Source organism: Cytobacillus sp. S13-E01, from assembly GCF_029193815.1.
Taxonomy (GTDB): domain Bacteria; phylum Bacillota; class Bacilli; order Bacillales; family Bacillaceae_L; genus Bacillus_BV.
This window is the reverse complement of the sequence record NZ_JARFVC010000034.1, coordinates 37,344-45,075: the sequence shown is the minus strand read 5'-3', so window position 1 is coordinate 45,075 and position 7,732 is coordinate 37,344. Positions and strand designations below refer to the sequence as shown.

Sequence of the window (7,732 nt, the reverse complement as noted above, 5' to 3'; positions counted from 1 at the left end):
AACAGGCTTATCTCCCCCAAGAGTCCACATCGACGGGGAGGTTTGGCACCTCGATGTCGGCTCATCGCATCCTGGGGCTGTAGTCGGTCCCAAGGGTTGGGCTGTTCGCCCATTAAAGCGGTACGCGAGCTGGGTTCAGAACGTCGTGAGACAGTTCGGTCCCTATCCGTCGTGGGCGTAGGAAATTTGAGAGGAGCTGTCCTTAGTACGAGAGGACCGGGATGGACACACCGCTGGTGTACCAGTTGTTCTGCCAAGGGCATCGCTGGGTAGCTATGTGTGGAAGGGATAAGTGCTGAAAGCATCTAAGCATGAAGCCCCCCTCAAGATGAGATTTCCCATAGCGCAAGCTAGTAAGAACCCTGAAAGATGATCAGGTTGATAGGTCAGAGGTGGAAGCGCGGTGACGTGTGGAGCTGACTGATACTAATCGTTCGAGGACTTAACCAAACATAAAAGGCGAAAGCGACTGTACAGCCTCGACAAACACTGGAGGCTCCGACGAAGAAGCGAGATCTTTGCTTCTGAAAGAGGAGGTGAAGTGATCGAAAGGTTAGGAGCTGTAGCTGGACACTATCTTCGTTGAATGTCTAACGTTATCTAGTTTTGAGGGAATAAATTTCCTCTTGAAATTTTCTATAAAAACATTATAATAGTACTTGTCTATAATAATTTGTCTAGTGACTATGGCAAAGAGGTCACACCCGTTCCCATGCCGAACACGGAAGTTAAGCTCTTTTGCGCCGATGGTAGTTGGGGGTTTCCCCCTGTGAGAGTAGGACGTTGCTAGACTTTTATACTGGAGGATTAGCTCAGCTGGGAGAGCACCTGCCTTACAAGCAGGGGGTCGGCGGTTCGATCCCGTCATCCTCCACCATTTTAATCTTTCGGTGTAGCTCAGTTGGTAGAGCAATGAGCATTACATCAATGAATATGCTACGAATTGTACACATCGGGCTGCTACTTGATTTAGCTTCCTGAGATGTGGACACATCAAAGTGCATCATTCAAAACCTTTTATCTTAATCGAGCTGCTATATGAAAAGTCCTTCTGAGATTAGAACGACAAGTTCCAAGTTTGAAACTGAATACTTTTTAAATTATTTATTCGCCGGTGTAGCTCAGTTGGTAGAGCACGACCGAATAAGCATCCTGAATAATCTTCAGCGTACAAATCGAGCCACTGCTTGAATAGACACCCCGAGATTAGGACGACAAGTACCAACGTTTAACTATGAATATTTACTCTTTCTTAATTCGCCGGTGTAGCTCAGTTGGTAGAGCAACTGACTTGTAATCAGTAGGTCGAGGGTTCGACTCCTTTCGCCGGCACCACTTTTGTACAAGCCATTAGCTCAGTTGGTAGAGCACGAAGAATACGCTTCTTGAACATACTTCAGCGTACAAATCGAGCCACTACTTGAATAACATCCTGAGATTTGGACGTCATAGATGCAACAGAAGACGAATACTAGTTATAAATTTGTTAAAATTAATTTCAATACGAGCCATTAGCTCAGTTGGTAGAGCACGAAGAATACGCTTCTTGAACATACTTCAGCGTACAAATCGAGCCACTACTTGAATAACATCCTGAGATTTGGACGTCATAGATGCAACAGAAGACGAATACTAGTTATAAATTTGTTAAAATTAATTTCAATACGAGCCATTAGCTCAGTTGGTAGAGCACGAAGAATACGCTTCTTGAACATACTTCAGCGTACAAATCGAGCCACTACTTGAATAACATCCTGAGATTTGGACGTCATAGATGCAACAGAAGACGAATACTAGTTATAAATTTGTTAAAATTAATTTCAATACGAGCCATTAGCTCAGTTGGTAGAGCATCTGACTTTTAATCAGAGGGTCGAAGGTTCGAATCCTTCATGGCTCACCATTTTATTACTAATTATATGTATGCGGGTGTGGCGGAATTGGCAGACGCGCTAGACTTAGGATCTAGTGTCTTTGACGTGGGGGTTCGAGTCCCTTCACCCGCACCATACGCGGAAGTAGTTCAGTGGTAGAACACCACCTTGCCAAGGTGGGGGTCGCGAGTTCGAACCTCGTCTTCCGCTCCAAAAACAGTCTGCAACCAACCAATGCCGGGGTGGCGGAACTGGCAGACGCACAGGACTTAAAATCCTGCGGTAGGTGACTACCGTACCGGTTCGATTCCGGTCCTCGGCACCATTTGTATGCGCCCGTAGCTCAATTGGATAGAGCGTCTGACTACGGATCAGAAGGTTATGGGTTCGACTCCTTTCGGGCGCGCCATATATATACGGGGAGTAGCTCAGCTTGGTAGAGCACTTGGTTTGGGACCAAGGGGTCGCAGGTTCGAATCCTGTCTTCCCGACCATTAACAAATTATTGGGGCCTTAGCTCAGCTGGGAGAGCGCCTGCCTTGCACGCAGGAGGTCAGCGGTTCGATCCCGCTAGGCTCCACCAATAATAACTCTTTTTACTATGGCGGTGTAGCTCAGCTGGCTAGAGCGTACGGTTCATACCCGTGAGGTCGTGGGTTCGACTCCCTCCGCCGCTACCATATTAGAAAAAATGGACCTTTAGCTCAGCTGGTTAGAGCAGACGGCTCATAACCGTCCGGTCGTAGGTTCGAGTCCTACAAGGTCCACCACCATTATTATATTGGCAATACGGAGGAATACCCAAGTCCGGCTGAAGGGATCGGTCTTGAAAACCGACAGGGGTGTAACAGCTCGCGGGGGTTCGAATCCCTCTTCCTCCGCCATTATCTTATTGGAAAAGAAAAATCAACAAGCATCATTATATTATCGCGGGGTGGAGCAGTCTGGTAGCTCGTCGGGCTCATAACCCGAAGGTCGCAGGTTCAAATCCTGTCCCCGCAACCAATTGGTCCCGTGGTGTAGCGGTTAACATGCCTGCCTGTCACGCAGGAGATCGCCGGTTCGATCCCGGTCGGGACCGCCATTTTACTCAGTTGGTAAAGCACATCTTAATTATATGGCTCAGTAGCTCAGTTGGTAGAGCACGCCCGAATAGGCTTCCCTGAAAATACTTCAGCATACTCATCGAGCTGCTTCTTGCATTAACCTCCTGAGATGAGGATGAAGCTAACAATATTCAATTGCACTTAATGTAATGGATTAACAAATTCTATATGGCTCAGTAGCTCAGTTGGTAGAGCACGCCCGAATAGGCTTCCCTGAAAATACTTCAGCATACTCATCGAGCTGCTTCTTGCATTAACCTCCTGAGATGAGGATGAAGCTAACAATATTCAATTGCACTTAATGTAATGGATTAACAAATTCTATATGGCTCAGTAGCTCAGTTGGTAGAGCACGCCCGAATAGGCTTCCCTGAAAATACTTCAGCATACTCATCGAGCTGCTTCTTGCATTAACCTCCTGAGATGAGGATGAAGCTAACAATATTCAATTGCACTTAATGTAATGGATTAACAAATTATATATGGCTCAGTAGCTCAGTTGGTAGAGCAAAGGACTGAAAATCCTTGTGTCGGCGGTTCGATTCCGTCCTGAGCCACCATTTTTTGTTCATAAATAAGTAACAGTTATATTTATGGCGGTTGTGGCGAAGTGGTTAACGCACCTGATTGTGGTTCAGGCATTCGTGGGTTCGATTCCCATCAGTCGCCCCATTTTCTCATAATATATGCGGGTGTAGTTTAATGGTAAAACCTCAGCCTTCCAAGCTGATGTCGTGAGTTCGATTCTCATCACCCGCTCCAATTTTATCTAATGTAACTTATTAGGGCCTATAGCTCAGCTGGTTAGAGCGCACGCCTGATAAGCGTGAGGTCGATGGTTCGAGTCCATTTAGGCCCATCATACTATTCCACAGTAGCTCAGTGGTAGAGCTATCGGCTGTTAACCGATCGGTCGCAGGTTCGAGTCCTGCCTGTGGAGCCATAATGGGGAAGTACTCAAGTGGCTGAAGAGGCGCCCCTGCTAAGGGTGTAGGTCGTGTAAGCGGCGCGAGGGTTCAAATCCCTCCTTCTCCGCCATTATGATATCGAATTTATGGCCCATTGGTCAAGCGGTTAAGACACCGCCCTTTCACGGCGGTAACACGGGTTCGAATCCCGTATGGGTCATCAAAAAGGCGTAACAAGATTAATCTTGTTACGTCTTTTTTTGATTATAGATAAATAGAAGGCTGCTATTATTAGAACTCGTTCAGTCATGATTTAATCCACTTCGATAATCCGTTATTACTCAGAGTTATGGTAATTTTCCACTTTGAACAAAATGTGTCTTGTTTTTTTATCGACAATATTTGTTTTTTAAAGAAAGTAAACGAATTCTTTAACACTAGAATAATAGTTTATAATAAAATTGCGATTATTGAGCACTATCTAACTACTTATCCTCTATTTGTTTAGATAACACTTTGTTTATCTACACCTTATCCTTGAATCCTACTACCTATTTTTGAATTGTACTACAGGTCACTTTTTCAATAGTAGAATAGTTTTTATATAAAAATAATGTAACCGTTTGCAAATAAAATTACTTATTATATAAAAATAGTTTTTACATGGACAATTAAATATTTTGTAAAATCGTGTCATACAAAACATACTATCACCTACTTAGATTTTCTGTAAAATGAATAATTATAATAAAAATTAGTTATTTTATAGATTCTAGAAAGGATGAATAACAGTGTTATCGACCCTCCCAACTAATTACGATATTCATTTATTTCATGAAGGAAACCTCTTTAAAAGTTATCACTTATTTGGAGCACATATTATACAAGAAAATGGCCAAATGGGTACTCGTTTCAGTGTTTGGGCACCACATGCTGCACAAGTGAATGTAGTAGGGAATTTTAATAATTGGGAAGGAGAGGAACATTCTCTTACTAAAGTGAGTAAGGAAGGAATATGGACCAACTTTATTCCTGGTTTACTTGAAGGTGAAATTTACAAATTTGAGATTATTACAGCTACGGGACAGAAGCTTCTAAAATCTGATCCTTATGCTTTTTTCTCTGAGGTTAGACCCAATACGGCATCGATTATCTACGATCTAAATGGATATAAGTGGAATGATAGCCAATGGAGAAGAACCAAACGAAAAAAAGCTAGTGATGATTTGCCTATATTTATTTATGAAGTCCATCTTGGATCATGGAAAACAAAAGAAGACGGAAGCCATTATTCATACAAAGAATTGGTTAATATACTTATTCCATATGTAGTAGAGCATGGCTTTAGTCATATCGAGCTATTACCAATTACTGAGCATCCGCTCGATAGGTCTTGGGGCTATCAAGGCGTTGGTTATTTCTCTGCAACCAGTAGATATGGTAATCCACATGAACTGATGGCTTTTATTGATGAATGTCATCAACATGGAATTGGAGTATTGATGGACTGGGTACCTGGTCACTTTTGTAAGGACTCGCATGGTTTATATCTATTTGATGGGAAACCAACCTATGAATATAGTTCCCTTTATGATAGGGAAAATGAGGTTTGGGGTACAGCGAATTTTGATTTAAGTAAGCATGAGGTGCGAAGTTTTTTAATATCCAATGCTTTATATTGGATTGATTATTTTCATATTGATGGATTTCGTGTGGATGCTGTAGCGAATATGATTTATTGGCCCAATAGAAATGGTGAGCCAATAAATAATCCATATGCACTTGATTTTTTAAAGAAGTTAAATGAAGAGGTTCATTCGTTTGATAGTACCGTATTAATGATTGCTGAAGATTCCACTGACTGGCCTATGGTTACCACACCAACATCAGAAGGTGGTCTAGGTTTTACGTATAAATGGAATATGGGGTGGATGAATGACATCTTAACCTATATGGAGGCTAGACCCGATGAGAGAAAAGGGCTTCACCATAAAGTAACATTTTCACTATTGTACGCATTTTCAGAAAACTTTATATTGCCGTTTTCACACGATGAAGTAGTACACGGTAAGAAATCGTTGCTTGATAAAATGCCTGGTGACTATTTAGATAAATTCTCACAGTTACGCTTATTATATGGTTTTTTAATTTCTCATCCTGGTAAAAAACTTTTATTCATGGGCGGAGAGTTTGGTCAATTTGCTGAGTGGAAGGATCAAGATCAATTAGATTGGAATTTAGATGAATTTGTCATGCACAAGAATATGAGTGCATATGTTAAAGAGTTGCTCAAAATTTATAAAAAACAACATGCTTTATTTGATTTAGACCATTCATCAGAAGGGTTTGAATGGATTGATGTAAATAATAACGACCAAAGTATTTTCTCTTTTATTCGGAACGGGAAAAGAACGGGTGATCATTTAGTTATTGTTTGTAACTTTAGAAATGTGACTTACCATGATTATAAAATTGGAGTACCTATTGGGACATCCTATAAGGAAATCATAAATAGTGATGATAAGAAGTTCGGTGGTTCAGGGGAAGTTAATAAAGGTGAATTACTATCATCCGAAGGACAGTATCATGGAAAACCATGTCAACTATCTATCACTATACCACCATATGGAGTTTCTATATTACGACCAGTAAAAAAACGAGGGGAGAAAACAAATAATGGTCAAAAAAAAGTGCGTAGCAATGCTATTGGCGGGAGGAAAAGGTAGTCGTCTAAGTACCTTAACCAAAGATATTGCCAAACCAGCTGTTCCATTTGGTGGAAAGTATCGAATAATTGATTTTACACTTAGTAATTGCACGAATTCTGGCATTGATACAGTTGGAGTATTAACACAATATCAGCCGCTAGTATTACATTCTTATATAGGTATTGGAAGTGCGTGGGACCTTGATCGGAAAAATGGTGGCGTGACTGTACTTCCTCCGTATGCAGAGTCTACAGGTGTAAAGTGGTACACAGGGACAGCAAGTGCTATTTATCAAAATGTAACGTATTTAAAGCAGTATGATCCAGAATATGTGTTAATTCTGTCAGGTGACCACATCTATAAAATGGATTATGCTGAAATGCTTGATTACCATATTAAAAGAGAGGCTGATGTATCAATTTCGGTTATAGAAGTGCCTTGGGATGAGGCGAGTCGCTTTGGAATCATGAATACAAACGATGACATGGAGATAAAGGAGTTCGAGGAAAAACCCCTACTTCCGAAAAATAATTTAGCCTCAATGGGAATATATATATTTAAATGGTCTGTGCTAAAAGAGTTTTTAGAAATGGATGATCGTAATCCTGATTCTAGCCATGATTTTGGTAAGGACATTATTCCACATTTATTAGAAGAAAAGAAAAAACTAGTTGCCTATCCGTTTAGGGGGTATTGGAAAGATGTTGGTACTGTTAAAAGTTTATGGGAAGCCAACATGGACCTATTACGAGAGGATTCGCAATTAAACCTATTTGATCATTCTTGGCGAATCTATTCGGTAAATCCAAATCAACCACCCCAGTTTATTGCTCCTACAGCACAAATTAACGAATCCCTTGTGAACGAGGGGTGTGTGATTGAGGGAACAGTGGATCATTCTGTTTTATTTCAAGGTTCGGAAGTTGGTAGTGGGTCATTTATAAAGGATTCAGTTATCATGGCTGATGCTAAGATTGGAAAAAATGTATTTATTGAAAAAGCAATTATTCCATGTAATCTGCAGATACCTGATGGCACTGTTATCCGTTCAGAAAATGTCGATGAAGTCATCTTAGTAACAGAGGAAATGTTAACCGCAGGACAACTATAGGTCATTATTAGTCTAAAAGGATGTG

The 7,732-nt window shown here is 41.1% G+C and carries 2 protein-coding genes, 21 tRNA genes and 2 rRNA genes; all 25 read left to right on the top strand.

Translation table 11 applies throughout. The annotated features are described in order from the left end of the window. A 23S ribosomal RNA gene (locus PY093_RS17300) occupies positions 1-450 on the top strand; the annotation flags it as partial. A 226-nt stretch (positions 451-676) separates the two neighbouring features. Then, a 5S ribosomal RNA gene (gene rrf, locus PY093_RS17295) occupies positions 677-792 on the top strand. A gap of 9 nt (positions 793-801) precedes the next feature. Beyond that, positions 802-877 (top strand) — tRNA-Val (locus PY093_RS17290). Positions 878-1,259: 382 nt separating this feature from the next. Then, positions 1,260-1,335, top strand: a tRNA-Thr gene (locus PY093_RS17285). 492 nt (positions 1,336-1,827) lie between these two features. Beyond that, a tRNA-Lys gene (locus PY093_RS17280) sits at positions 1,828-1,903 on the top strand. A gap of 22 nt (positions 1,904-1,925) precedes the next feature. After that, positions 1,926-2,009: transfer RNA gene (locus PY093_RS17275), tRNA-Leu, on the top strand. Positions 2,010-2,012: 3 nt separating this feature from the next. Next, positions 2,013-2,087: transfer RNA gene (locus tag PY093_RS17270), tRNA-Gly, on the top strand. Positions 2,088-2,110: 23 nt separating this feature from the next. Then, positions 2,111-2,199 (top strand) — tRNA-Leu (locus tag PY093_RS17265). A gap of 7 nt (positions 2,200-2,206) precedes the next feature. Continuing rightward, positions 2,207-2,283 (top strand) — tRNA-Arg (locus tag PY093_RS17260). An 8-nt stretch (positions 2,284-2,291) separates the two neighbouring features. Further along, positions 2,292-2,368 (top strand) — tRNA-Pro (locus PY093_RS17255). A gap of 13 nt (positions 2,369-2,381) precedes the next feature. Further along, positions 2,382-2,457 (top strand) — tRNA-Ala (locus PY093_RS17250). A 20-nt stretch (positions 2,458-2,477) separates the two neighbouring features. Continuing rightward, positions 2,478-2,554, top strand: a tRNA-Met gene (locus PY093_RS17245). A 13-nt stretch (positions 2,555-2,567) separates the two neighbouring features. Next, positions 2,568-2,644: transfer RNA gene (locus PY093_RS17240), tRNA-Ile, on the top strand. A 21-nt stretch (positions 2,645-2,665) separates the two neighbouring features. Beyond that, a tRNA-Ser gene (locus PY093_RS17235) sits at positions 2,666-2,758 on the top strand. A gap of 44 nt (positions 2,759-2,802) precedes the next feature. Further along, positions 2,803-2,879 (top strand) — tRNA-Met (locus PY093_RS17230). A gap of 3 nt (positions 2,880-2,882) precedes the next feature. After that, positions 2,883-2,958: transfer RNA gene (locus PY093_RS17225), tRNA-Asp, on the top strand. 506 nt (positions 2,959-3,464) lie between these two features. Then, positions 3,465-3,540, top strand: a tRNA-Phe gene (locus PY093_RS17220). A 36-nt stretch (positions 3,541-3,576) separates the two neighbouring features. Then, positions 3,577-3,652: transfer RNA gene (locus tag PY093_RS17215), tRNA-His, on the top strand. Between the two features lie 16 nt (positions 3,653-3,668). Next, positions 3,669-3,742, top strand: a tRNA-Gly gene (locus tag PY093_RS17210). 23 nt (positions 3,743-3,765) lie between these two features. After that, positions 3,766-3,839: transfer RNA gene (locus tag PY093_RS17205), tRNA-Ile, on the top strand. A gap of 9 nt (positions 3,840-3,848) precedes the next feature. Beyond that, positions 3,849-3,923, top strand: a tRNA-Asn gene (locus PY093_RS17200). Positions 3,924-3,927: 4 nt separating this feature from the next. Continuing rightward, positions 3,928-4,018: transfer RNA gene (locus PY093_RS17195), tRNA-Ser, on the top strand. Positions 4,019-4,036: 18 nt separating this feature from the next. Next, positions 4,037-4,108: transfer RNA gene (locus tag PY093_RS17190), tRNA-Glu, on the top strand. Between the two features lie 571 nt (positions 4,109-4,679). Then, on the top strand, positions 4,680-6,614 hold the full coding sequence (gene glgB, locus PY093_RS17185; RefSeq protein WP_275647067.1) for a 1,4-alpha-glucan branching enzyme: 1,935 nt from the start codon (positions 4,680-4,682) through the stop codon (positions 6,612-6,614). Beyond that, entirely contained in the window at positions 6,565-7,707 is a 1,143-nt protein-coding gene (locus tag PY093_RS17180; RefSeq protein ID WP_275647066.1) for a glucose-1-phosphate adenylyltransferase, read from the top strand. Before glgB ends, PY093_RS17180 begins: the two co-directional genes overlap by 50 nt. The last annotated feature ends 25 nt before the right edge of the window (positions 7,708-7,732 follow it).